At 26.0% G+C, this 25,492-nt stretch carries 27 protein-coding genes and 1 other RNA gene; 15 read left to right on the forward strand and 13 right to left on the reverse strand.

Translation table 4 applies throughout. From position 1 onward, the window contains the following. The first annotated feature begins 103 nt into the window (after positions 1-103). The 4 genes from ychF (at position 104) to QMA87_RS00165 (ending at position 4,199) form a co-directional block, all read left to right on the forward strand. Positions 104-1,198, forward strand: a complete 1,095-nt coding sequence (gene ychF, locus QMA87_RS00150) for a redox-regulated ATPase YchF (protein ID WP_283833613.1) — start codon at positions 104-106, stop codon at positions 1,196-1,198. Beyond that, positions 1,198-1,599, forward strand: a complete 402-nt coding sequence (gene tsaE, locus QMA87_RS00155; RefSeq protein WP_283823840.1) for a tRNA (adenosine(37)-N6)-threonylcarbamoyltransferase complex ATPase subunit type 1 TsaE — start codon at positions 1,198-1,200, stop codon at positions 1,597-1,599. The genes ychF and tsaE overlap by 1 nt, the downstream gene beginning before the upstream one ends. Positions 1,600-2,056: 457 nt before the next feature. Then, on the forward strand, positions 2,057-3,475 hold the full coding sequence (locus tag QMA87_RS00160) for an MFS transporter (protein WP_283833614.1): 1,419 nt from the start codon (positions 2,057-2,059) through the stop codon (positions 3,473-3,475). Then, positions 3,468-4,199 (forward strand): glycerophosphodiester phosphodiesterase family protein, encoded by a 732-nt coding sequence (locus QMA87_RS00165; protein WP_283823838.1) that lies wholly within the window; start codon positions 3,468-3,470, stop codon positions 4,197-4,199. Before QMA87_RS00160 ends, QMA87_RS00165 begins: the two co-directional genes overlap by 8 nt. Positions 4,200-4,532: 333 nt before the next feature. Here QMA87_RS00165 and QMA87_RS00170 read toward each other — a convergent pair whose 3' ends face one another. Next, the gene (locus QMA87_RS00170; RefSeq protein WP_283833616.1) at positions 4,533-5,447 is read right to left on the reverse strand and encodes a hypothetical protein; all 915 of its coding nucleotides are present in this window, start codon (positions 5,445-5,447) and stop codon (positions 4,533-4,535) included. Positions 5,448-6,043: 596 nt separating this feature from the next. On the opposite strand from QMA87_RS00170, the gene QMA87_RS00175 reads away from it, so the two are divergent. The 4 genes from QMA87_RS00175 to QMA87_RS00190 all read left to right on the forward strand — a co-directional run bounded on the left by QMA87_RS00175 (position 6,044) and on the right by QMA87_RS00190 (position 9,451). Beyond that, positions 6,044-6,223 (forward strand): hypothetical protein, encoded by a 180-nt coding sequence (locus QMA87_RS00175; RefSeq protein ID WP_283833618.1) that lies wholly within the window; start codon positions 6,044-6,046, stop codon positions 6,221-6,223. Between the two features lie 55 nt (positions 6,224-6,278). After that, on the forward strand, positions 6,279-6,770 hold the full coding sequence (locus tag QMA87_RS00180) for a transposase (RefSeq protein WP_283833619.1): 492 nt from the start codon (positions 6,279-6,281) through the stop codon (positions 6,768-6,770). 12 nt (positions 6,771-6,782) lie between these two features. Continuing rightward, a complete protein-coding gene (locus QMA87_RS00185) occupies positions 6,783-7,007 on the forward strand; it encodes a hypothetical protein (RefSeq protein ID WP_283833620.1) in 225 nt (74 codons plus the stop codon). Between the two features lie 305 nt (positions 7,008-7,312). Then, positions 7,313-9,451 carry an ATP-dependent Clp protease ATP-binding subunit gene (locus tag QMA87_RS00190; RefSeq protein ID WP_283833621.1) on the forward strand — a complete coding sequence of 713 codons (2,139 nt, stop codon included), beginning with the start codon at positions 7,313-7,315 and terminating at the stop codon, positions 9,449-9,451. Here the strand turns inward: QMA87_RS00190 and ffs are convergent. The 3 genes from ffs to thiI form a co-directional block, all read right to left on the reverse strand. Further along, positions 9,443-9,541, reverse strand: an RNA gene (gene ffs / locus QMA87_RS00195) — signal recognition particle sRNA small type. The two genes, QMA87_RS00190 and ffs, sit on opposite strands and share 9 nt — an antisense overlap. A 59-nt stretch (positions 9,542-9,600) precedes the next feature. Next, positions 9,601-10,953 (reverse strand): M17 family metallopeptidase, encoded by a 1,353-nt coding sequence (locus tag QMA87_RS00200; protein ID WP_283833622.1) that lies wholly within the window; start codon positions 10,951-10,953, stop codon positions 9,601-9,603. Positions 10,954-10,979: 26 nt separating this feature from the next. Further along, entirely contained in the window at positions 10,980-12,125 is a 1,146-nt protein-coding gene (thiI, locus tag QMA87_RS00205) for a tRNA uracil 4-sulfurtransferase ThiI (RefSeq protein ID WP_283833623.1), read from the reverse strand. A 196-nt stretch (positions 12,126-12,321) separates the two neighbouring features. On the opposite strand from thiI, the gene rpsD reads away from it, so the two are divergent. The 4 genes from rpsD to eno all read left to right on the forward strand — a co-directional run bounded on the left by rpsD (position 12,322) and on the right by eno (position 15,880). Further along, positions 12,322-12,921, forward strand: coding sequence for a 30S ribosomal protein S4 (rpsD, locus tag QMA87_RS00210; protein WP_283823910.1), 600 nt, complete (start codon positions 12,322-12,324; stop codon positions 12,919-12,921). 10 nt (positions 12,922-12,931) lie between these two features. Next, positions 12,932-13,138, forward strand: a complete 207-nt coding sequence (gene rpmE / locus QMA87_RS00215) for a 50S ribosomal protein L31 (protein ID WP_283823909.1) — start codon at positions 12,932-12,934, stop codon at positions 13,136-13,138. Between the two features lie 176 nt (positions 13,139-13,314). After that, positions 13,315-14,409, forward strand: coding sequence for a hypothetical protein (locus QMA87_RS00220; RefSeq protein WP_283823908.1), 1,095 nt, complete (start codon positions 13,315-13,317; stop codon positions 14,407-14,409). A 94-nt stretch (positions 14,410-14,503) separates the two neighbouring features. After that, on the forward strand, positions 14,504-15,880 hold the full coding sequence (gene eno, locus QMA87_RS00225) for a phosphopyruvate hydratase (RefSeq protein WP_283823907.1): 1,377 nt from the start codon (positions 14,504-14,506) through the stop codon (positions 15,878-15,880). An 85-nt stretch (positions 15,881-15,965) separates the two neighbouring features. Here the strand turns inward: eno and pgsA are convergent, their stop codons facing one another. The 4 genes from pgsA to QMA87_RS00245 are packed head-to-tail and all read right to left on the reverse strand — an operon-like array spanning position 15,966 to position 18,872. Then, the gene (gene pgsA, locus QMA87_RS00230; RefSeq protein ID WP_283830317.1) at positions 15,966-16,595 is read right to left on the reverse strand and encodes a CDP-diacylglycerol--glycerol-3-phosphate 3-phosphatidyltransferase; all 630 of its coding nucleotides are present in this window, start codon (positions 16,593-16,595) and stop codon (positions 15,966-15,968) included. Continuing rightward, entirely contained in the window at positions 16,595-17,137 is a 543-nt protein-coding gene (locus tag QMA87_RS00235) for an MHJ_0274 family protein (protein WP_283833624.1), read from the reverse strand. The genes pgsA and QMA87_RS00235 overlap by 1 nt, the downstream gene beginning before the upstream one ends. A 12-nt stretch (positions 17,138-17,149) precedes the next feature. Continuing rightward, positions 17,150-17,971: a YcsE-related riboflavin metabolism phosphatase gene (locus tag QMA87_RS00240; protein ID WP_283833441.1), complete on the reverse strand. Its 822-nt coding sequence runs from the start codon at positions 17,969-17,971 to the stop codon at positions 17,150-17,152. Then, positions 17,964-18,872 carry an MSC_0882 family membrane protein gene (locus QMA87_RS00245; RefSeq protein WP_283827149.1) on the reverse strand — a complete coding sequence of 303 codons (909 nt, stop codon included), beginning with the start codon at positions 18,870-18,872 and terminating at the stop codon, positions 17,964-17,966. The genes QMA87_RS00240 and QMA87_RS00245 overlap by 8 nt, the downstream gene beginning before the upstream one ends. Positions 18,873-18,921: 49 nt before the next feature. Here QMA87_RS00245 and pth point away from each other — a divergent pair, with 49 nt between their 5' ends. Genes pth through ftsH form a run of 3 tightly spaced genes read left to right on the forward strand, consistent with a single transcriptional unit; the run spans position 18,922 to position 22,472 of the window. Further along, positions 18,922-19,485, forward strand: a complete 564-nt coding sequence (pth, locus tag QMA87_RS00250; protein ID WP_283833625.1) for an aminoacyl-tRNA hydrolase — start codon at positions 18,922-18,924, stop codon at positions 19,483-19,485. Further along, a complete protein-coding gene (tilS, locus tag QMA87_RS00255) occupies positions 19,478-20,335 on the forward strand; it encodes a tRNA lysidine(34) synthetase TilS (protein ID WP_283833438.1) in 858 nt (285 codons plus the stop codon). The genes pth and tilS overlap by 8 nt, the downstream gene beginning before the upstream one ends. A gap of 22 nt (positions 20,336-20,357) precedes the next feature. Then, complete coding sequence (gene ftsH, locus QMA87_RS00260; RefSeq protein ID WP_283833626.1) at positions 20,358-22,472, forward strand: ATP-dependent zinc metalloprotease FtsH; 2,115 nt, start codon at positions 20,358-20,360, stop codon at positions 22,470-22,472. 185 nt (positions 22,473-22,657) lie between these two features. Here ftsH and QMA87_RS00265 read toward each other — a convergent pair whose 3' ends face one another. The 5 genes from QMA87_RS00265 to QMA87_RS00285 all read right to left on the reverse strand — a co-directional run. Further along, complete coding sequence (locus tag QMA87_RS00265) at positions 22,658-22,852, reverse strand: hypothetical protein (RefSeq protein ID WP_283833627.1); 195 nt, start codon at positions 22,850-22,852, stop codon at positions 22,658-22,660. Between the two features lie 38 nt (positions 22,853-22,890). Next, positions 22,891-23,319, reverse strand: coding sequence for an IS1634 family transposase (locus tag QMA87_RS00270; protein ID WP_283833628.1), 429 nt, complete (start codon positions 23,317-23,319; stop codon positions 22,891-22,893). Then, a complete protein-coding gene (locus tag QMA87_RS00275) occupies positions 23,226-23,693 on the reverse strand; it encodes an IS1634 family transposase (RefSeq protein WP_283833629.1) in 468 nt (155 codons plus the stop codon). The genes QMA87_RS00270 and QMA87_RS00275 overlap by 94 nt, the downstream gene beginning before the upstream one ends. A gap of 334 nt (positions 23,694-24,027) precedes the next feature. After that, entirely contained in the window at positions 24,028-24,303 is a 276-nt protein-coding gene (locus QMA87_RS00280; RefSeq protein ID WP_283833630.1) for a hypothetical protein, read from the reverse strand. A 191-nt stretch (positions 24,304-24,494) separates the two neighbouring features. After that, positions 24,495-25,492, reverse strand: a 998-nt coding sequence (locus tag QMA87_RS00285; protein WP_283833631.1) for a hypothetical protein, incomplete at its 5' end; no start/stop codon positions are given.

Consider the following 25,492-nt stretch of genomic DNA (forward strand, 5'->3'; position numbering starts at 1 on the left):
TTTATAAAAGATAAAATAAATAATTTAAAACGGTGTTACAAATCAATTAAGTTTTTAACTTTTTTTATATAATTAAAAAATAATAAAATTATAAGGAGAAATTATGGCATTAAAAGCAGGAATTGTAGGTCTTCCTAATGTAGGCAAAAGTTGTTTATTTACGGCATTAACAAAAAAAATGGTTGAATCGAGAAATTACGCATTCACTACTATTGAACCAAATATTAGCACAGTAAAACTAGAAGATGAAAGAATTCAAAAATTGGCTGAAATTGTTAAGCCTGATAAAATTCAATATGCCACATTTGATTTTGTTGATATTGCCGGATTAGTAAAAGGGGCTTCAAAAGGCGAAGGGCTTGGCAATAAATTTTTGGGAAATATTAGGGAAGTTAATGCCATTGTTCATGTTGTTCGCTGCTTTGAAAATAAAGATATTATGCATGTTAATAATAAAATTGACCCCGTTTTTGATGTTCAAGTTATAAATGAAGAATTGATTTTAGCTGATTTAAATTCAATTGAAAGTATGATAGCAAAAATTAATAAAAAGGCAAAAAGTGGTGATAAGGAAGCCGTATTAGAATTAAATTTATTTTATAAAATACAAAAAATACTTGAAAATGGTCAATTAATTTATAATCATCCTGATGTTATTAATGAAGAAAATATTTTAAAAAAATATCAATTTTTAACTTCAAAACCTATGATTTATGTAGCAAATATTGATTCTGATTCAATAAATGATTTTGAAAATAATAAATATTATAAACAGCTAAAAATATTTTTAAAAGAAGCGCCTTTATTACCTATTTCTATTTTAGCTGAAAATGAAATATCTCAAGTTGATGATGAAAGCAGAGAAGAATTTCTTGAAATGTATAATCTTCAAGATACTAGTTTAAACAAACTTGCTAAAATGACTTTTGATATTTTAGGTTTAAAAACTTATTTTACAGCAGGAAAAATTGAGGTGCGCGCTTGAGTATATAAAGATGGCATGAATGCTCCAGAATGCGCAGGTATTATTCATACAGATTTTCAAAATAAATTTATTAAAGCAGAAGTTATTTCATATCAAGATTTTATCGAAAATAATGGTGAAATTGGTGCTAAAAATGCCGGAAAAATGCGCCTTGAAGGCAAAACATATATTATGCAAGATGGTGATATTTGTCATTTTAGATTTGGTAAATAATGAAACTAAAAATTATTTCATCTTTAGATTTCTCCAATAATGCTCAAATTAAAAAAATTGTAGATAAAATTATTAATAATGATTTTAAATTTATTTTGTTAGATGGTGAGTTGGGGGCGGGGAAAACAACTTTTATTAAATATATAGCAAAATTATTGGATGAAAAAAAAGTTGTTAATTCGCCTAGTTTTAATTATATAAAGGTATATGATAAATTTATTCATATTGATTTATATAACTTTAAAGGTTCTCTTGAAGAATTCGAAGATTTTTTTGGTGATAAAATCATAATTATTGAATGATCAAATTTATTAAAAGAAAAATTAGAAGGAAATATTCTTAAAATCCAAATAAATTACAATATAGATACTAATTTGAGAGAATATACTTTTACCTATTAAGTACGGCTACCAAATTATGGTAGTTTTTCTTTTAAATATTTTTAATTTAATGTGTTTTAATATCACAATTTAATTTACTTGTATCTTTGTATATAACAAAAATTTCCAAATTTTTCACAATATAAAATTCTTATCATTGAAAGTTTAAGCTTTATACAATAATTAAAATGTAGACGTTTAAAAAACTTAATAGCAAAATTAATTAATAACTAAATATACTTTATTATCAATTCAGTAAATTTGCAACTAATTTAGAATAAATTGTCTACAAATAATAATATTTGTTAAGTGTAAAATAATTATTTCAATTGAAAATATGAACTTTTTTTATGATAATAATAGTTAATTTTGCTTATATTATGTTGTTATTAAAATTAATTAATAAAAAGTAAAAATAATTAAAAGTATTTTACATTTTGATTGTTAATTTTGTTTTTGTATTATAAAAAGGAAAAAAATGAAGAAATTGTCATTGCATGGATTAACTATTAGACAAATTATTGCTCTAATTATATTAGCTGCTGCTGATGTTTTTGTTATTGCGGCTCCATATTATATTAAAAATATAATTCCAAACTTGCATTTATATTTAAATATCACTGAAGATCAAGTAGCAACTTTAACTTCTATTATTGGTTATATTACTTTAATTACTCAATTGCCCGGTGGCTTTCTTGCTAATAAATTTAGCTCTAAATGGCTTTTATGGTCTGCCGTTTTTACTACCGGATTGTTAACAATTTGATTTGGTATTATTATTTTAGAATCACACAATCCTAAACTTACGCAACAAGCATTGTTTGTACAATATGCAATTATATGATCGCTGTGGGGTATAAGCACAACCTTAGTGTTTTGAACGCCACTTTGAAAGTTGGTTTCACAACAAACAACTAAAGAAAATCAAGGATTAGCATATGGTATTCAGGGTACAGCTAATGGCGTAGTGGGATTGATATTTGTATTTTTAACTGGTATATTAATTACAACATTGTGATCACCTGCTGTAGCAAATACAGAACTAAAAGCATTACCTTTTGCTGTGTATGCCTTCTTAATTGCTGCATTCTTAATTCTTACCTCATTTTTAGTTCTTTTTTTAGTTCCAGAAAAACCTTTGGAAAAATCTAAAGAGAAATTATCAAAACTTAAAGTTAAAAAAAATATTATTGAAATTTTTAAAGCAATGAAAAACTGAAAACTTTGAGCTCTTTCAATATTTTTAATGGGTATGTATACATTTCAAAGCGTGTTTGCATATTATTTAGTTCAATTAATGCAAAATGCTTTTCTTGCTCCTATGATTTTAGTTACGATTTTAGGCGGAATTAGAACATATGCTTTGAGAACATTAGTGTCTACATTTGTTGGCAAGTGGGCTGATAAATTTAAATCATATATTTTATTTTTAATTATTACAACCGCAATTGGCATTTTTGTTGTTGGTGCTTTAATTTTATTAGGATTTGCCGCTCCAACAAATAAAATTTCAAAAATTTGAGTAGTGGTATTGTGTGCTATTTTATTTATTATGACTGGTGTTCTTTCATGAATAATGGTTACATTAAGATATACACAAATTGGCGAAATTCATCTTGAAAAAAATACGTATGCATCAAGTATTGGGGTGCTTTCATTTATTGGTTTTTCAACCGATGCTTGACTATATCAGATTACTGCAGCTGTAGGAAAACACTATACAGAAATTAATGAAAAAAACACATCTGTTTTAGGTTATCAAATTATTTTATTAATTTGTTTAGGTATTGCACTAATAGGTTTGTTGGCAGCTCTTATTGTTTATATTTCAAATGTAAAAGAATTAAAAAAATTAGGTAAAATAAATCATAGATGGAGAACATTAGAAAATGCATAATAAACAATTAATATTAGCACATAGAGGATATTCTGGGATAGCTCCCGAAAATACTGATTTAGCATTTCAAACTGCTTATAATTTTGCTTTTGATGGTGTAGAACTTGATGTTCACTTAACAAAAGATAAAAAGTTAGTTATTATTCATGATGAAACCACAAATAGAACTGCTTTAACTAATAAAGAAATTGAATTTTCTACATTAGCAGATCTTAAAAAAGATGATCACTCTAAATTTTTCAAATTAAATACTAGAAAACAAGAAATTATGACTCTAGAAGAATTTTTAGATAAATATTTAGATCTTTATACAGTAATTAATGTTGAAATTAAAACTGATCAAAAAAAATATCTAGGTATTGAAGAAAAACTTCATGCTTTATCAAAAAAGTATGGTCAAAAATATTTTGAAAAAATTATTTTTTCTTCATTTAATTTTCAATCACTAAGAAATATGAGAAAGCTAAGCAATAAATATTTATTGGCTTACTTATTTTGAACCGAAACACAATTTAAAAAAGTACCGTTAATTGAAATTAAAGAAATTTGCCATTATATAAATCCTTGAATAGTTTTATATGATAAAAATAAAGAAAAATATAAAAATGTTGGACTGCCAATTATTTTATGAACAATAAAAAATAAAAATAAATACATGGAATATGTGAATGACAAATCAGTTTACGCTCAAATAAGCAATTATAAATTTGAGCAAGATAAATAATAAAAAAGTGCAAGTTATGTTAAACTAAAATGACAAAATTTATTACCTTTTTTAATTTGAGGGTAAATTATATTTTTACTTTAATCCTAAGACGTTTATTCTTATTAAATTTTTTATAATTAATAAAATTTTAGGTTGCTTTGTTTTTAATAAATAAAACCATTTAAATAAGAAACTATAAGACACATTTTTTAAATTAAAAATTTATAATTTAATAATTTTAATATTTTTTTATTTTTAAAACAAATTTTAATTATGACTTCATAAAAATAAAAAATAACATCTATGAGATTTAAATAGATGTTATTTTATGTTTTAATTTGCATTTTATAATTACTTAATATTTTTATAATTCAAAATGTCTTCTTTGTGAAATGATTTTAGCATTTCAACATCGGCTTCAATTTTGTCTAATCTGTTAGTAATCTCAACATGATTATTTTTAATCAAACTAGTTAATGAATCGAATTTTTGATCTCATTTTTGTTCCATTTTATTAAGTTTTTCTTCAAATTCTAACTTATCAGCTAAACGTTGTCTTTCGGCTTCTGCTTTATCTTTTTGACGCTGTTTTTCAACTTTTTCAAACATTTGGGCAGTTTCTTCGCGGTATGCTTTTAACATGTTTGTAAATTGATTTTGAAGTTCGATTTTGTCTGCTTGGCGCTGTTTTTCAGCTTTTTCAAACATTTGGGCAGTTTCTTCGCGGTATGCTTTTAACATGTTTGTAAATTGATTTTGAAGTTCGATTTTGTCTGCTTGGCGCTGTTTTTCAGCTTTTTCAAACATTTTGGCAGTTTCTTCGCGGTATGCTTTTAACATGTTTGTAAATTGATTTTGAAGTTCGATTTTGTCTGCTTGGCGCTGTTTTTCAGCTTTTTCAAACATTTTGGCAGTTTCTTCACGGTATACTTTTAACATGTTTGTAAATTGATTTTGAAGTTCAATTTTGTCTGCTTGGCGCTGTTTTTCAACTTTTTCAAACATTTTGACAGTTTCTATTTGATTTGCTTTTATTGTATTTATAAGCTGATTTTGATATTTCATAAATTCTTCTCTAGTCATTTCATCTCCTTTTTCGGGCTTTATTTGTTTTTGCTTTTCTTTATTATAAATAGTGCATATAGCTTGACCAAGAAGAACAAAATTTACTTTATATTTATCGCCTTTAATATACTTTTTAATAATTTCTTTATATTCTTTTTCTGTTATTTTAATTATATTATTTAATTTAATATTGTTTGACATTTTTACTCCTTATAAAATAATTAATACTTTAATAAAAGGGCTATTAAAATTAATCAAAAATTTTAAAAATAAAAAGTGGTTATTTTTAAAATGCTGCTTTTTGATATATAAATGTAATTTTAAGTATTAAATGTTTGTGAATAAATAATAAAAAACTTAAATCTATAATTAAAATTACATTCAATTTTAATTATTGTTATTTTTATATTTTTTGCTTTGTGCTTTTTTTTAATTAAATTAAAAAAACTATAAAATATAAAATAAATAATATGGTTGCATATTTGTGTTTTTGGATATTAAAATTTTTTATCCATTAATAAATATGAAAAGAAAAAGAAAATTTTGAAAAGAAAAAAATTTAAGAATTTTGGTTATTTTTTCTTAAATTAATTATTAAAAATAAAAATGCATTTAGTAATGTTTATTTAGCATATGAAGTTTACATTAAAATTAAAATAAAAAGAAAGGGCATTTAATATTTCTGTTTTTAGGCTTTTAAATTAAATTAAAAAAAGCACAAGTTAGACTAGGACAAAAAATGGCACTCTTGTATAGAGTGTCTTTTTTGTGTTACCTGTATGTTATAGGAGAGCAAAATGTCTAGACACTTTATTAAAGAAGAGAATGAAATTATTTTTAAAGAGTATGAGCAATTGGGAATGAAAAGAGCTATAAAGGTAGCTATTAATATCTTGCACAAATTAGCTTTTATCAAAAACGCCACCTTACCAAAATGATTATTTCATATTATAGTAAAGGAATGTAAGATTTATTAGTTGAAGGTAAGCGGGTCATAAATAGAAGACCAGGTAGTAGAGCACCTGGAAAGAAATGAACTCTACTAAAGTTGATAAGTTACTTTCAATTCTTGAAGAAAATGTCACTTTTACTAAAGAACAAAAGAAGTTAATAGTAAAAGAATATAAAGGAAAACTATCAATAAATGAATTAGCAAAGCTATTTAATGTTTCTAAAAGAACACTATTTAGATGAAAAAAGTTAGAAAATGTTGTGAAAACTAAAGAATATTACAACATTCTCATAAATGCATTTGCTTCACATAAAAAAGTTTATAAAAGAGTGCGTTTAAGTCAATTTATTGCTAAAAAGCACAATATTTATATAAATTTACGTACTTTAGGTCGCGATATGAGCCGTTTATGTTTAAAATGCGAGATTAAACGAAAACGCAAAAAACGCGAAAATAAAGATACAACTGCTAAATTTGAGAACATTGTAAACAGAGATTACAACGATAATCAAAATCGAAACATTTATGCAACTGATGTCACTTATATTGAAGGAACAAGGGATTCTAAATAAAATCATGTTTTCTTGTCTGCAATTATAAGTTATAAAACTAATAATGATTTAAATTTTGTTTTAGATAATGTTAATGATTTGTTAAAAATAACAAAAAATGAAAAATTCATCATCCATTCTAATCATAGGTTTCAATATACAAACAAAGTGTATATTGATAAAATAAGAAATAATAATGGTGAAATATCACTTTCAAGAGTGAGTAATTCACTTGATAATCATAAGATTAAATATTAATTTTCGATTCTAAAATCAGAATATTTAAATAGAATTAAAATAAGCAAGATGACATTAAAAGAACTTAAAAAAGTTATAAGAAATTTCGTAAATTAATACAACAATGAGAGAATTTAAAGTAATTTGTGGCGAAAAACACTACAGCAAGTTGCTGTGGTGTAAAATAAATTTTATAGTGACATTTTTTTTGTTCGTGTTTAACACTTTGTTTGTATCTTTATTTAATGCAATATTCCCTAAAAGATTTTTAGATAAATTTAGCACTTTAATCATTAGAGTGCTAAAATATAATTAAGGAGGTGGTTATGGACTACAACTTTGATAATATTTTAAATAATAAAAATAAAAAAGAGCAAAAATCTGTTTTAGATAAATTTGGAAGAAACTTAACTCAACTTGCTATTGAAAATAAGCTTGAGCCTGTAATAAATAGAGATGATGAAATCCGAAGAATGATTCGTATTTTATCAAGAAAAACAAAAAATAACCCTGTTCTTGTTGGAGAGCCAGGTGTTGGTAAAACAGCGATTGTTGAGGGTTTGGCACAAAAAATTACTACGGGAAATGTTCCTGAAAACTTAAAAAATAAAATTGTTTATGAACTTGAAATAGCTTCGCTTATTGCTGGAGCTAGTTATCAAGGCCAATTTGAAGAAAGATTAAAGCAAGTGCTTAAAGAAATTGAAAGTTCTAATGGAAATATAATAATATTTATTGATGAAATACATACTTTAGTTGGTGCTGGTAGATCTTCAGATGGTGGTTTAGATGCTGCTAATATATTAAAACCACTAATGGCTAGAGGGCAACTTCACTTAATAGGGGCTACAACATATAATGAATATAGAAAATATATTGAAAAAGATTCAGCACTAGAAAGAAGAATGCAACCAATCACTGTAAATGAACCTTCTGTTGAAGGTGCGATAACAATTTTAAGAGGTATAAAAAAACGTTTTGAAGCTTTTCATAAAGTAAAAATTGATGATAATGCATTGGTAGCAGCAGTTAAATTGAGCAATAGATATATTACTGATCGCTATTTACCAGATAAAGCTATAGATTTAATTGATGAGGCTGCCGCGACACTTAAAACTGAAATGAATTATCAGCCAGAAGAACTTGATAAAGCAAAACTTGAAAGCGTTCATTTAAAAATGGAACATCATGCTATTAAAAATGATAAAACTAAAAGCGATAGATTAAAAGAACTGGAAGAAAAAATAGCATTACAAAATAAAAAAATAGAAGAAATTACTTCAAAATGAGAAAAAGAAAAATCAATACTTGAAGAAAATGCTAAATTAGTAAAACAATTAGAAAATTACAAATATTATAAAGATTTATATATTAATAATGGCGAATATGAACAAGCGGGTAAAATACAAAACTTTTTAATTCCTGAAACTGAGCGAAAAATAGAAAAATTATCTTTAGAACAAAAAAAATATGAAAATTTAGTTAAAATAAATGTTACTGAAGAAGAAATAGCTCAAATTGTTGCTAAGTGAACAAATATTCCTGTTGCAAAACTTTTAAAAGAAGAAAAAGAAAAATATTTAGAACTTAAAGAAAGTTTAAACAAAATGGTTATAGGCCAAAAAGAAGCTATTAATAAGGTTTCAGATGCTGTAATGCGGGCAAAAGCCAACATAAATGATCCAAATCGCCCATTTGCTTCGTTTATGTTTATGGGTTCAACTGGCGTTGGTAAAACTGAACTTGCTAAAAATTTGGCAAATATGCTATTTGATTCAGAAAAACATATTATAAGAATTGATATGTCTGAATTTATGGAAAAACATAGTGTTTCTAAATTTATAGGAAGTCCTCCAGGGTATGTTGGTTTTGATGAAGGTGGACAGGTTGCTGAAAAAATAAGAAAAAGACCATATACTGTTTTGTTGCTTGATGAAATTGAAAAGGCACATCCTGATGTTCTTAATATATTACTTCAAGTTTTAGATAATGGTCAATTTACAGATGCAAAGGGTAGAGTTATTAATTGTCGTAATTTAATTGTAATTATGACTACAAATATAGGTAGTTATGAAATTCTTAATTCAAAATTAACTGTTTTAGAATTGAGAAAAATTCTTTCAAAATTTTTTAGACCTGAATTTTTAAATCGTATTGATGAAATTATTCCATTCAATAAATTAAATCATGCTGAAATAGAAAAAATTGTTGAACTAGAATTAAAAAAACTTTCTACAAGAATAAAAGAAAATAATAATATAGTAATTAATTTTGCGCCTAAAGTAATAATGCATGTAGCACAAGAAGGGTTTGATTCTGAATTTGGTGCAAGACCAATAAAAAGATATATTCAAAATAATATTGAAAGCTTTATTGCTTTAAATATTATTGAAGGAAAAATTATTTCAGAAAATGAATACTTAATTGAATATGCTGAAAATAAATTAAAAATAAAAAAATTATAAAAAAGACCACAGAACATAGTTAACAACAATATGGCTGCTATGTTTCCATCCTGACCAGGTTATGCCTTAACTATTTCTGTGGCTTTATAATTATATATATAAACACAAATAAATAAAACAAAAATCAGCAATTTGGCTGATTTTCTGTTTTATTTAACAAACATTTTTGTAAGTGTTTTAATTAAAACTCCGGTGGGTACTCCATTTTGTTCTGCTGTACCTGCAATATCACAATGGGTGAAATTAACATCTTGTGCAAACTCTTTAAGAAACATTGCTGCAGAACATGATCCGCCCATGCCGCTTAAATCAGTATTAATTAAATCGGCAACTTGAGAATTTTTAATATTTTTTGCAAATGCATCATTAAAGGGCATTCTTCAAATTAATTCGTTTGCGCTTTTTGCTGCTTCTTTAATTTCAATTCATGTTTGATCGCTTGTACTTCAAATTCCTGTATATGTATGACCAAAAGCTGATAAAATTGCTCCTGTTAATGTGGCAACATCAAGAACTTTTGTGGCATTTAAGCGTCTTATAGCATATGTAATGCCATCTGCCATAACAAGTCTTCCTTCAGCATCAGTATTATTAATTTCTACAGTTTTTCCATTCATTGATGTTCATACTGAATCAGGAAGAGATGCATCACCATTAACTCTATTATCTGTAATACATAAAACGGCTGAAACGTTAGCTTTAGGTTGTAATTGAGATATTGCCATAACTGCGGAAGCAACTATTGCCGCTCCAGACATATCAAACTTCATGCCTAACATACTTCTGCTAGGTTTTAAAGAATAACCGCCTGAATCAAATGTTATACCTTTGCCTACGAAAACCATTTTTTCATTAGAATCTGGATTCCCTTTATACTCTAATACAACTACTCTAGGCTCATACATACTTCCTTTATTAACAGAAAGAAGCAGCCCCATTTTTTCTTTTTCTATTTCTTTTTTATTTAATACTTTAACAGTTAAATTTTTTACTTTTAAATCAGTTACTTGCTTAACGATTTCATCAGCCATAACTTCTGAATTCAAAATATTAGGGGTCATAATTTGTAAATTTCTTGCAAACTTAACTTGTTTTGCAATAATTTTAACTTCATTAATTTTTTCTTCATCTAAATCTGTATTAATAAGTAATGAATGATTTGATGCATCTTGTTTTTTTGTTTTTAAGTTTCAAATTTCTTCATTATATGCATTAGCTTCAATAAAAATTGCTGCTACAGTTGTAGGACAAATTTCTTTTGTTGTAAAACTTTTAACATCAATTTGAAAGTTTCTAATTTTGTTTTTCACAATAATATTTACTATGTTTGTTAATGATTCTATTGTAAATTTTTGTTTATCACCTAAAAAAATATATGCTTCATTTTCTGAAATATATTCAGTAATACTTCCAAACTTGTCAATTAATTTTTCTTTTTCTTGTGAATCAAATGTTCCTTTAAGTAACATTTTATCTTTTATTATTTCTTTTGTAATAACCATGTTATCTCCTTAGTATTAATTTTATTCTATTTATCTGTTATTTTTAAAATTTCAATGTCATTTTCTAATAATGATTTTTCAAGATCATTGAGCATTGAAAGTTCTTCTTCTAGTTTTTGAGCTTCAAATAGCGTTGGTTTGATTATTGGTTTTTCAGGTGCAAAAAGCTCACATGTTTCATTGGCTTTTTCAATGGAAATATCATATGTTCCTATTTCCTTTGCAATATTAATTGTCTCTATTTTATCATTAGTTAATAAAGGACTAAATATTGGAAATGAACATACATTTCTAATTACATTAATTGATTCAAGGGTTTGACTTGCTACTTGACCAATATTATCACCATTAGCAATTGCTAAATATTTATCTTTTTTACAAATTTGTTCGGCGATTCTGTAAAAGCTTCTTCTCATTAAATTAATTTTATAAGCTTGATTTGAAACTAAGCCTATATAGTTCATTAATGCAGAATAGTTTGCTAAGTAATATTTAGCTTGAGGTTGATATCTATTTAATAATTTAATAACTCTCATCATTTTGTCAACAGTTTTTTCATCAGTTTGAGGTGGAGTAATAAAACTTAAAAAATCAACTTTTAACCCTCTTTTTATAAGCTTGAAAGCGGCCACAGGAGAGTCTATACCTCCGGATAAAAGACACAAAACTTTTCCTGAAACTCCAACTGGTAGACCTCCTAATGCTTGAATAGAATTTTCAAATACAGCAATGCTTTCTCTTCTTACTTCAATATTAATTTGAATATCTGGATTATGAACATCGACTTTTCAATTTGAATTTGTAAGAACAAATTTACCAAGCATATTATTGATTTGCATTGAATTATATTCAAATGATTTATTATTTCTTTTTGATGAAATTTTAAAAGTTTGAACATTGCTTTTTTCCTGAATAATTTTTAAAATATGATTCTTGACTAAATCTATATTCATTTCCAATAATGTCACTACTGAATAAGAACTAATTCCAAAAATATATTTTAGGCCATCTAAATTTTTTTTAGAATAGTCAATGTACATTCTGTCAAATTGAGCATTTACCTTTGTTTTTAACTGATTTTCAATATTTTCTTTTAGTATTTTTATAAAATGTTTACGATTTTTTCTTTTTAGAACTAATTCGCCATATCTAATTAATATTGTTTTATTCATTAATACCTCTTTATATAATAAAATAAAAAATTTTTATTACCATTTGGTAAAATTATAAAGCATATACAGCAGATTAATATTTAAAAGTGATTTAAAGTTTGTAAAGAGTTGAAAGTAGAGAAGCTGATAATTGAAATCATTAAACTTTAAATATGTTTAAAGAATTAATCCCTTTTATGCATAGAAAGGAAACAATATGTCAAGATATAGAGGTCCTGTATTTAAAAAATCAAGACGTTATGGTTTTTCAATCCTTGAAAGCGGAAAAGAATTTGCTAAAGGTAGAAAAAGAGAATACGCTCCTGGTCAACATGGACAAAAAAGAACAAAACTTTCAGACTACGGTCTACATATGTATGAAAAACAAAAACTTAAATTTACATATGGATTAACAGAAAAACAATTTAGAAAAACATTTGATAAAAGTAGTAAATTATCAGGTATTGCTGGTACAAACTTCTTACAAATGTTAGAAGCAAGATTTGATAACATTATTTATCGTGCTGGTTTAGCACAAACAAGAAGACAAGCAAGACAACTTGTAACACATGGTCATTTCTTATTAAATGGTAAAAAAGCAAACATCCCTTCAATTAATGTTCAACTAGGCGATGTTATTGAATTGAAAGAAGCTTCAAGAAAAAATGTACAAATTTTAGAATCAATTGAACAAAGAAAAGCTTCAGACTGATTGACAGTAAAAGAATTTAAAATTACATTTGATCGTCTACCAGAACGTAAAGAACTACATAAAGATATTAATGAAGCATTAATTGTTGAGTACTACAACAAATAGGAAATAAGTTATGAAAAAAGATATTCACCCAAAATATTTCTCAGTTGAAACAAAATGTTCAACATGTGGAAAAGAATTTACATTTGGTAGTTCAAAATCAAAAATTACAATTGACGTTTGTTCAGGATGTCATCCAGTTTATACAGGAGATAGAACTAAAAATAAAGCAACAGGTAGAGTTGAAAGATTCAAACGTATGTACGAAGGTAAAAAATAATTTACTAAAAAGCGGGTCCAGGCCTGTTTTTTTATTTAATTTTAAATAAAAATTATTAAAGTCAATTGACTTTAATAAATCATTTAAATTTTCTTGCTTAAAGATTTTGCTCTTATTTGTATCGGCATATTGTATTTTTTTATTGCATTTATAATCAACTAAATATAATTTGAAATATGAATAAAAATAATAAATTAATCCCTATATTGATTGATTTTGAAGGTATTTCATCTTTTTATGTAAATGTGCCATATATGTTTTCACTAGCATATAAAAATGGAGATAATGAATGAACTATTGTATCTAAAATGATACCTTATGATAAAATGAACTCTAATAATTGAGCAGAATCAATGTTATTTGAATTAGAACAAATTATATTTAATCAGTTAAAAGTTACAAATTGGAAAGAATTTAATAAGAAATTTTGTTTTTATGCATGATCTAATGAATATGAGAATTCTGTATTTAGAAAAATATTTGATAAAGAGGATGTTGTTATTAGTGCAGAGAATATGATTCCTGATAAAATTCAAATAGCATTAGATAATTTTAAGGATATAGAGAAGGATAATTATTTCGTTAAATTTAAGCATTCATTTTTATCGCAAAACAATTCAATAAAATCAATTTTGCCATCTTTTATTAATAGAGAGCTTAGAGATAAAGCATTACAACATGATGGAAGATTAGCAAGCATTTTAGGGTTTGTTAATCGTGAAATTAATGTTAATAAAAAATGAAAACATTTAAAAGGAGATGCTGTTCTTTGCACTTTAGAAGAAGAACTTTTTAAATATTCAATAAGTGATATTAGAAGTATGATTTTATTATTTAATAAAGCTAATGAAATTCAGCATTATTATTATGAAATTAACAAAAACAAATTAATTATTTCATCAAATAAACAAAAAATTAATATTTATGATAACTATATAGAACTTTTAAATGGTTTAGAAAAATATAATTTGCTTGGAGCTTATGGAGACTTGTCTCAAATGTTAACTTTGTTTTTTACTAAAAATAATATTGAAGAAAATGAAGAATCAAATATGATAATTCGTCTTTATAAGAAAATACTTAATACATCGAAATATAAAATTGTTGGTAGGGGCAAACATTTTGAAAAAAATAATGACTATGATACTTTGATTAAAGAATGTCAAGCTTTATGTAGAAAATGCCTTGATGCTAATGATGTTATTTATGAAAAAATTAGGCAAAAAATTAGAAACAATAATTTAAAAATTAATTTGAATAGAGGATTTTAAATAGACATCGCGGTGTTTATTTTTTATTTTCTCACATTAATTTTTAATAAAATTAATATAATATAAAGATATAAATTATATAAAAGGAGAAAATATGTCACAAATTATTGAAATTAAAGCTAGAGAAGTTTTAGATTCAAGAGGTAATCCTACAGTTGCTGTTAAAGTTGTTACTGACTTAGGTTTTGTTGGTAAAGCCATGGTTCCTTCAGGGGCAAGTACTGGTTCAAGAGAAGCTTGTGAATTAAGAGATGAAAAATTTCCACAATACAAAGATAATTGATTTGGTGGAAAAGGTGTAATGCAAGCTGTTGTTAATGTTAATGAAGTTATTGCACCAGAATTAATCGGATATGAAGTTTCAGATCAAAGAGCTATTGATGAAGCTATGATCAAACTTGATGGTACAAAAAATAAAACAAACTTAGGTGCTAACGCTATTCTTGGTGTTTCATTAGCTGTTGCTCATGCTGCTGCTGCTGAAAGTGGATTACCACTTTACAAATACTTAGGTGGTGCAAATGCTAGAACACTTCCTGTCCCTATGTTAAATGTTATGAATGGTGGAGCGCACTCATCAAATACTGTTGATATGCAAGAATTTATGATTATGCCAGTTGGTGCAAAATCATTAAGGGAATCTTTACAAATGGCTAACAAAGTATTTCACAATTTAGGTAAATTACTTAAAAAAGCTGGTCATGGCACAACTGTTGGTGATGAAGGTGGATATGCACCTAATTTAAAATCACATGAAGAAGTTTTAGACTTTATGGTTGAGGCTATTAAAATGTCAGGTTTAGTTCCTGCTACAAAAGGTGAAAATGCAGTTGCTATTGCTATGGACCCTGCTTCAAGTGAATTTTATGATAAAGAAGCTAAAAAATACGTATTTAAAAAACTAAAAGCTGCTATTGAAGAAAAACGTGTGGGATTTGAACACTTAGAAGGTGTTAAATTAGAATACACTACAGAAGAAATGGTAGATTACTATGAAAAATTAGTAAATAAATATCCAATTATTTCTATTGAAGATGGTTTAGATGAATCAGATTGAGATGGATTTAAATTAATGAAACAAAGATTAGGAGATAGATTACAAATTGTTGGCGACGACTTAACTGTTACAAATAAAGCTATTTTAGCAGAGGCTATTAAAAAAGATGTAATTAACTCAATTTTAATTAAATTAAACCAAATTGGTTCTTTATCTGAAACATTAGATACAATGGAATTAGCTCATAAAGCAGGATTTACGTGTGTTGTTTCACACCGTTCAGGAGAAACAGAAGATACAACAATCGCTGATTTAGCTGTAGCTTTAAACACAGGACAAATTAAAACAGGTTCTATGTCAAGAACAGACCGTATTGCTAAATACAACCGTCTATTAGAAATTGAAGAAGAATTAGGTGAAACATCAAAATTTGATGGCGAAAAAACTTACTTCAATTTAAAAAGACATGTTTAATAATTAAATTTTAAAACACTTCGTAAGGGGTGTTTTTTTGATAATTGTTAAAAATAAAAGATAACACACTGTATGTGTTATCTAATTAGTTTTTATATAAGTATTTTCAGCCTGTTTTTGCATAAATTGCGCCAGATATAATACTTAGAATTACACCGATTATTAATGGAGTATTAAAAATATTAATAAATAAAAACTTATAATCAATATTAATTATCTCTGTATCAATAATTTTTCAACTATTAGAATTAATTGCTGTAAATGCGCTCATTACAAATATTATTCCTATTGAAACAACAACTGTTTTTATTTTTCCTCATTTGTTTGCTGCAACGCTAACATTATTTTTTGCTAAAACAACTCTAAATCCATCAACTATCATATCTCTTAAAATTAATATTACAGTAATTCAAACAGGAACTATGTTAGCAGTACTTAGTAAAATTAGTGCCGCATTCGTAATTATTTTGTCAGCAAGTGGATCTCATAATTTACCAAACTCACTTACTGCATTATATTTTCTTGCAATATAACCATCTAAAAAATCTGTTAGCATTGCAAAAATAAAAATTCCTAATGAAGCCGCTAGTAATGATCTAGATAAAATTGGATACTCTTTAAAATCATTAATTTGATTAAATCAAAGCATTAAAGCTAAAAATGGTATAACAAGTATAATTCTAAAAACAGTTAAAATGTTAGGTAATTTTTTCATTATTTAATTTCCTTAATAGTTTTTACTTTTTTTAACTTTTTAGATTTGGGTGCTTTCATTTCTACTTCTAAAAGTTGTTTGGCTTTTTCCTCAACAACAACATATTCTTTCTTAAATCATTTTACTGATTCATCGCATCTTTTTTCTCACATATTGCTTTTTTCTTCATATAAAGCCATAAAGTGGATTGCAAAATCATGATACATTTCATCTTTAGAAAAAACATTTCTATACATTTCACTTCTATCTATTAATTTTAACGTGTCCTTTGCTATGTTAGTAATTTCACCCATTTTATAATCACCAATAGAAACAATAAATTCTTGTAATAATTTATCATTACTCAATATTAACTCATAAATTTCATTAATAAATTTTCTATAAGTATCTGAACACAACTTTTCAAATTCTGCTTTTTCTTTCAATATTTTCTTTTTTCTTAGTTTTTCTGTAACAAATTGATATGCTACAAATCCTATTAATCCTAATATTGCTATTGAAACAATAATTAGCATTGTTTTATTTTCTGCTAAAAATTTCATTATTTCTCAATTCTAAATGAATTTGTTTTCTTTTAAAAATCTATATGGGCCATCTTCTTTAGGAGAATCGCAAATGTAATCAGCAACCTTATTGATTGTATCTATAGCATAATCCTTACCTTGTACTGCAATACCAATTCCAGAGTGTTGAATCATTTTAATATCATTTGAACCATCACCAAAAGCCATTACATTTTCAAGAGTAAGTCCTAAATGTTTAGCTAATCAATCTAATCCAGTTCATTTATCAACATTTTTATTAGAAATAAATGTTCCTCTTGTTCATGTTGATGTTATTGAAAGAGGTAAATGTGTTTCCTTAATAACTTGTTCTACCTTGTTATATTGTAAAGGATCTGAATGTGTTAATGCGATAATAGAAATTGTATCTGGATTTATGATATTATAATCAAGTGGTTTTAAAAAATCAACTCATTGCTTCATAAATCAGTTTGTTGTATCTAAAGTTTTTGAAATATATAAATGTTTATCATCACATAAATAACCGGAATCAACTACATCTAATAATTTAGGCATAATTATTTTTACATGCTCTAAATTAATATAATCATTGTAAATTTCTTTTTTTTGTTTTACATCATAAACAAATATTCCATTTGCACCAATAAAATAATCTACTTCTTCAAATAAATCTAATTTATCGCCTATAGTTATATAGTTTCTACCTGTTACAAGTGCAACTTTATATTCTTTTTCCTTTAATGTATCTAACATTTGTAAAACATTTTCTTTTACAGAATGTTGACCATATTCTATTAATGTTCCATCAATATCGAAAGCTATTAACTTTATCTTTTTAAATTTATTATCCATTACGTTTCCTTTTCTTTCATAATATAAATAGTGGTATCACTATTAAAGAAATGAATATTGCAAGCACAACTAGCGAAATTATTAAACACGCTTTATGTAATTGTTTAGTATTTGATTTTTCTTGATATGAACTTATGTTATTTGGAACATAAGATTCTACTAATTTCATTTTTTTGTAATTATAAATATATTTGATAATTGCTAAAACTGTTATCACTGCTAAAAAAACCGAAAATCCTACTATTAAAACTACTGTGCTACCAAAAGTATTATTTAGAATATTATGTCAGTCTATTTTTGTATAAAAATTAGAGCCTATTTCTCCAATTTCTCATATTCCTTCATTTTTATAGTAAAGCAATGAAACAATTCCAATAAAAATTAGAATATAAACATTTAATCAGGTGGTAAGTCAAATATTTATTATGTTTGACCTTGATGATTTTATATATACTTCTCCAACAAATGTTGGTGTAACTGTAGAATCTATTTTTCCATCTTTAAAGCTGCTTATTTGATTATTAACTGAATTTTTATATATTGCACTTAAAGCTATTTTTGCACTTGAAATAATAGTCATAGCGCTTGAAGGCATATATCAGCCTCAAGTTGTATTTTTAATATTAAATGAAGTAAAAAATACACCTATTGCTTGAAGAATAATATAACTTATAGAAATCAATAAAATTATAACATTAAATATAATTTTAATATTACTGGTTCATACTTCTGAATTATGTAATTTATATAATGCTGCTGGCATTTTATATTCTTTAGCTCTTAATTCATCTCTTTTTGAAATGTCAAAATCATAATTATTAGTATCTTGTGAAGCTGTAATCGTTACGACTTTAACATCATCTTTTTTTTCGCCTTTTTCCTCGTCTTTATATATATTCATATAAATATTTTAATAAAAAATATCGATAATTAATATATATAATTTTAATATGAAATTAATAATTGGTTTAGGTAATCCCGGAAATGAATATGAAAATACAAGACATAATATTGGGTTTTCTGTTGTTGATGCTTTTTTAAAGCAACATAAAATTGAACTTGATAAAGAGAAATTTAATGGAGTCTTTTATAAGGGGTCTGATTTTGTTGTAGCCAAACCATTAACATATATGAATAAATCTGGTAAATTTGTTAAAGACATAGCTAAGTTTTTTAATATTGATATTGCTGATATTTTAATAATTCATGATGAAATTAATTTACCGGTAGCAAAAGCTGGTTTGCTTGTTAATGGAAGTAGTGGTAATCATAATGGCATTAAAGATATTATGAATGAATTTAAAATATCAACATTAAACAGATTAAAAATTGGTGTTGGCTTTAATAATAAATTTAGACTAAAAGATTGGGTTTTATCAAAATTTAAACTTGATGAACTTGAATTATTAGATAAAAATATGTTTAAGTATATTGATGCTATTAATTGCTTTTTATATAATGATATTTATTTTGCTATGAATCTTTATAATCATAAACTAAAAGAAAATGAATAAAAAATTGCTTGCTGTAAGTGGTGGGCCTGACTCAATGTTTTTGCTTAACAAATATAAAAATGAAGATATTGTTGTTGCTCACGTTAACTATAATAAAAGAGATGATAGTTGAGTTGATGAACAAATTGTTCGTAATTTTTGTTTAAAACATAATATAAATTTAGAAGTTTTAAATATTGAAAAAAATCATAATTATAAAGGTAATTTTCAAGAAGAAGCTAGAAATATTCGCTATCAATTTTTTTATAAAATTTATAATAAATATCAATGTAGTGAACTTCTTGTGGCACACCATTTAGATGACTTTTTAGAAACGTGTTTAATGCAAGAAGAAAAGCATGTTGAGCCGTTGTATTTCGGTATTTCTGAAAGAATTTTTAATTTTAATATGAATATTTTTAGGCCGTTGCTTTTTAGTTTTAGGAAAGCTGACATAATAAGATTTTTAAATACTGAAAATATTAAATTTGCAATTGATACTTCTAATGAAAAGCCTATTTATAAACGTAATGAAATCAGAATAAAAATTAAACAAATGTCTGATGAAGAATTTAGACAAAAAATTATGTATTTTATTAATAAAAACACTCAAAATAAATTAATTCTTGAAAATATTAATAGAGAATTTAATATTTGAAAATCTTCAAATTTTGATTGTGCAATATTTAAAAACTTTAAATACCAAAATCAATTAATTTTTAAATTAATTCATATAAAGTTCAAAAATATTGAATTAAGTAAAAATAAAATAAATTCAATAAAACAATTTATTTGTTCTGCAAAACATACTTCAAGTTTTTTACTAAAAAATTACATATATTTAAAAAAGCAAAAAAACTATATAATTTAATTTATTAAATTAAGGAGAATTTATGAATAATAATAAGCGTAATATTATTAAGTGAGTAATTATCATCTTATTAATATTGACTGTTGTTGGTATTTTTGTGCAAAGAAATTTCTTTTATAATACTGCTTTTGCAATCAAGGATACAAATCAGTTTCAAACAGCATTAGTTGAAAATGCTAAAAAAGAAGATGATGAATATTTTATTAAAAATATTTATATAGATAATGATAGAACAGTTACATTGACTTTTAATAAAGAATTGCCTGTAGAAGGAGCTTTAAAAGGTCATTCAAAAGTTAAGTTTGAAAACTGAACAAGATTTGAAACCTTCTTTTCAGGTAAAAGAGGATCAAATTACGAGATTGGTAGTGAATTAGCTAAAATTATTAATAATCCCAAAATTACTGCTAAAAGCACATGAAATGATCTTATTGAATCTGCTTTAACAAATACTAAATTAGGTCAAAAAGGAATCTGACAAGAATCTCCTGCATTTGATAAGGTACCATGATGAAGAAGTGTATTATTTTCATTATTGCCTGTTATATTATTAGGCCTATTAATGTACTGATTATATAGAAAACAAATGAACATTGTGAGTGGTCCAGGTACTCCTTCAAGCAATAAAGCTGTTAGAGTTAAATCAGATAAAAAATTTTCTGATGTTGCTGGAAATGATGAGGCTAAAGTTGAAGTGGAAGAATTAGTTGATTATTTAAAAAATCCTAAAAAATATGCTGCTGCTGGGGCAAGAATTCCTAAAGGTATTTTACTTGGTGGTCCTCCTGGTACAGGAAAAACTCTTCTTGCTAAAGCTACGGCTGGTGAAGCTAGTGTTCCTTTCTTCTTTATTGCTGCTTCAAACTTTGTTGAAATGTTTGTTGGGTTAGGGGCTAAAAGGGTTAGAGATATGTTTGCTGTCGCTAGAAAAGAATCTCCTGCAATTATATTTATTGATGAGCTTGATGCTATTGGTAGAAGAAGAGGATCTGGACTTGGTGGAGGAAATGATGAAAGAGAGCAAACTCTTAACCAAATCCTTGTAGAAATGGATGGTATTCAAGAAAATTCTGGAATTTTAATTATGGCTGCAACTAATAGAACTGACATTCTTGATCCCGCGCTATTAAGACCTGGTCGTTTTGATAGAACTATTAATTTTACGCTTCCTGATATTAAAGCTAGAGAAGAAATTCTTAGATTACATGCAAAAGGTAAAAGAATTTCTCCGGAAATTAAATTTGATAATGTTGCTAAAAGAACGCCTGGCTATTCAGGAGCCCAATTAGAAAATGTTATTAATGAGGCTGCTATTTTGTCAGTTAGAGAAAAAACTAATGTTATCACATCAAGTCAAATTGATGAGGCTATTGATAGAGTAATGTCTGGTCCTGCTAAGAAAAATAGAGTTATAACTAAAGAAGAGTTAGAAATGGTTGCATATCATGAAGCTGGTCATGCTGTTGTAGGTATTAAAGTTCCCGGAGCTAATAAAGTTCAAAAAATTACTATTATTCCTCGTGGAAATGCTGGTGGTTACAACTTAATGCTTCCTGATAAAGAAAAATACAATGCTACTAAATCAGAGTTATTAGCAATGATAGCTTCGTTTATGGGTGGTAGAGCTGCTGAAGAAATTATTTATGGTAAAGAAAATATTTCTACTGGTGCTGGAAATGATATTGAAAAAGCTACATCTATTGCCAGAAAAATGGTTACCCAATATGGTATGTCTTCTTTAGGTCCTATTAAATATGAAGAAGATTCAGAAAATCCTTTTTTAGGAAGGGATTATGCTAAAAGCAATTCATTAAGCTCAAAAATAGCTATTGAAATTGATGAAGAAGTAAGAAAAATTATTTTAGAAGCTCAAGAATTAGCTATTAAAACTATTAATGAAAATAGAGAATTGCATGAATTAATTAAAGTTGCTTTATTAGAAAAAGAAACAATTGTTAAAGAAGAAATTGACTATATTGCTACACATTTAAAACTTCCTCCTAAGGTAGATAAAAAAGCAGAAACTGCTAAAGAGTATTCATTTGAAGAATTAGTTTCTGAAATTGAAGCTGAATCTAAAGAATCATACAATCAAAATGTAGTTATTAAGCAACCTGATATAACAAAAGAAAATTAATAATTGTATTCAAATTAATATTAAACAATAACTTAATTTCTGTTAATACAGATAATAAGTTATTGTTTTTTTGTTAAAAGAGATTTTATACTTTTAAAGTTAAAGTCAAAAACTTGGAAAATTATCTTAGATTTCATATATTTTTCCGGGTTTCCAAGTTAAGTAATAAAAACTCAAATACAGGCTTAAAATTTCCTGAATTTGAGTTTTTTCTTTATTTTGTATGCTATAAATGAATTAGATTTATTTATATCGTTGTATATTTTTACTTTTTCATTTGAAGAGGAGTTTATGCTGAATGTTCTTATTATTTTTCCATCTAAAACTTCATTACAGCTTAGTTTTGAATTAATTGCATCACTAAATTTATTATTTGTCATGAAATTAACTTCTCCATTTTGTTTATAGTATTTATTAACTAAATATATAGAATAAAGTGCCCTTTAATATGTTTATCTGTTCAAACATAAACTGGTCTAACTCTTAGAGCGCTTTTTAGTGTTCTGAGGTTTTCTTCAATTTGCCATTGCTTGTAATAAATTTCGATGATATCAGCAGCTTTTAAATCCATTCTTGATGTTTCATAAACATAATATCCATCAAATTTTTCATCTTCTAAAATTTTGCTGTAGTCTAAAGTGAATTCCATTTTTCTAACTTTTTTATAAAATTTATACTTTTTTATTCCAATAATATTATCAGCAGTAACAACACCTTGTAAGTTTTGTTTTTTAGTAAAATTATTAATTAAATTTATACGATCCTCTTTATCTTTTTTAGCTCGAAAAGTGCTGTGTGTAATGATTCTTCTTCGAATATTTTCTCATTGGCTCTTTTTCCATTTCAATGAGAGTTATATTTATACTCTTTATATCTTGTGCTTGAGTTAATTTGTTTATAACCTTTCTCATCAAGTGCAAATTTTCTAAATTCTTTAGAAGAGGTTTTTAGACGGTAAGAAATAATAAAATTTATTCCGTTTGACTCTAAAAATCTTATATTTCTATTAATTGACATATCTTTATCAGCAATTATTGTCACTTTTTTAAGATTATAAGTATTTTTCATTTCGATAATAAAAGGAATAAATGTGTCGCAATCAGCAGTATTTCCGCGAAATAATTTTAAGAAAATAGGTATTCCATTTTCATCAGTAGCCATCCCAATTACAACTTGATCTTCTTTGAATTTTCCATCTTTTAAATAGCCCGGAACCCTCAATCCTTCTCTAATAAAACTTTAAAAATAAACAGTTAAAGAGTCATAAAAAATCAATTCAATATTTCTTTCAGTTTCTTGTGTAATTTTGTTATTAATTCCTTTGAAAATTGCGTCTTGATTATCAGATGAAATGTCTAGGAAATTGTAAAAAGTTGTTCTCAGACATTCTATATTATTTTGATATTCATCTTTTTGTTCAAAACATTTTAAGATGCTATTTTCGCTTAATATTTTTAAAGCTATCTGATATTCTAAAAGTGCTTCTAAATCTTTATGTTTAGTTTTAGATAAGAGATTATAAATTCCAAGCTTTTTTATAACTTTGTAAATTACTTTAACCCCATCATTTACTCAAACAGTCTTTACTAAACCACTTTTTTAAAAAATTACTCAATAAATATTCTTTAATTTCTTGTGAATCATTTGTTCAGTTAATATTTTTTATTAAATTTCTCAAAACTACAAGATAATCTTTATTCTGCTCTTCTAATTTTTCATAATTACCAAGTAAAACAATTTTTTTATAACCATTTTTACCTTTATTTCTTTGAATTACAAAAGTATATTTACCTTGTGTGTTAGTGCAGTTTAATATGTTAAATTTAGACATTTTTAAATTATAGTATACAATGTATATTTAAAAAATAAAAAAGGATATATTTATATATCCTTACTAAAAATATATGGCTTTAACTTGGAAACTCAGGAAAAAAGGATTTAAAAAATTGAATTTAAAAACACCACAGCAAGTCGCTATAGTGTAATATAATTTTATGTTAATTTTTGTTATATTATTTCCCGTTAATTGGTTTTTTTAAGGCTTTTCACTATTTTTGCTATTGCTGCAGTTACTCCCACTGTTATATTTACTAACTCTTGTGCTCTTGAATCAGGACTTTTATTATCTCAACTGCTGATTAATTTTATTGTTTTTATTACCGAATCAAAAAGTCCATTTTTTGCTGCTATACTTTTTAGCACTCCAAACTTTCTTTGTTTTGTTTTATCTTTAGAATTATTTTCATTTCAAATAAAATCCTCAAATTTCCATTTTACTAATTGTCATTTTTTATCTTTAAATTTTTCTTTTTCTTCTTCTTCTTCTCCTTTTTTAGAATTAAATTTTTTTATTTTGCTATTTGGGGACATTATATTATAATATCATGACCATAATTTATAATTATTATTTACCCCTTTTTTTCCTTCTTCTCCATTTTCTTTGATATACTTTTGTATTCCTGATTCATCTTTATCATTATGATAAAACATTGCAAACAATCACGCTGTTAGCTGCTTAAAGTTTCTTTGTGCGAATTCTTCTTTCTTTTGCGCTTCATACTGCTCAATTTTTCATAATTTATCTCTTGTGCTTCAACTTGCATTAAAAGCTGATTCTTTGTGAGCATCCCTGCTTTTTTGCATTATAAATTCTTGCATGTCCAGCATAATATCCGCCAAAATTTCCGCTCCTTTTATAAAATGTCAGTGGTTTTCTGCATAATCATACGCTATCGAAGCCGCCTCATCTTTAATATCTCTTAAAATGTTACTATCAATTGTCCCGCCTAAAACTATCTGAAACAATTTATTAGCTATACCCACCGCTTTTCATGCCGTTTTATAATGTTTTTCTTCTCCATTATTTGCCGCCGCTTCAGCTATTGTTAGCCCAGCCTGTGCCACAGTTGCCGCCCAGTCTATTGCCGTTCTCGCCTTCTCTTTTTCAGCCCATCCATCACTTTTAAGTATTGGATATAACTGCTCCGCATTTATTGCTTCTTGCGATTCACCATTCTCAA

Source organism: Mycoplasma phocimorsus (assembly GCF_030077875.1).
Lineage (GTDB): Bacteria > Bacillota_I > Bacilli_A > Mycoplasmatales > Metamycoplasmataceae > Mycoplasma_H > Mycoplasma_H phocimorsus.